This window comes from Streptomyces cinnamoneus, from assembly GCF_014650495.1.
GTDB classification, from domain to species: domain Bacteria; phylum Actinomycetota; class Actinomycetes; order Streptomycetales; family Streptomycetaceae; genus Streptomyces; species Streptomyces cinnamoneus.
Window position 1 is genome coordinate 1 of record NZ_BMVB01000094.1, and the last position, 560, is coordinate 560.

Annotated in this window: 1 protein-coding gene; it reads right to left on the reverse strand. The window is 37.5% G+C overall.

Annotated elements, in window-relative coordinates; genetic code table 11:
• Window positions 1-158 precede the first annotated feature (158 nt).
• Window positions 159-560: phage baseplate protein (locus IE182_RS31620; RefSeq protein ID WP_190113428.1), on the reverse strand; the 402-nt coding region annotated here is incomplete at its 5' end.

The following is a 560-nucleotide window of genomic DNA, read 5'->3' on the forward strand; positions in this document are numbered from 1 at the left end:
ATTGCTTCCTTATCTTCTTGGAATCTCTTTTCATTCTCTTGTGATAAAGGTAAATAATCCTCAGGATTAAGTCCCATCTTCTTTTCTAAGAGAACATTCAATAAGCATATATAGAAGGTTCTCTCTACTATCTCTTGTGAATTTACCATAATTACCTCCTATCTTATTTTCATTACATAAGCCAATACATAATAAGGAGGTCTATTCTCATGAGGACTACCTCCTCCGGTTACTTGAGTATCTGCTGTATAACCTGAGTCAGGCCTAGTATGATTAGGGAATGGTCGATTCTTAGCATTGTCTCCCCATTTCTCCTCTTTAAATGTAATCTTATGACTATGTGGTGGTATTTGGTCTAAAGTAAGAGTTACTAGGGCTTCTCCTCCCATGTTACCAATGGTATTATAATCCTGATTACTTGGATCATACCCTACTACAAATCTACCCAATAGATTAGGTCTACCAGACATACCATCACAGAATGCCCAACCATCTGGAGGAGTAGTACCTGAAAACATAGCGATTAATCCAGTGGGAACTGAAGAAGCCGAGTTTTTAAT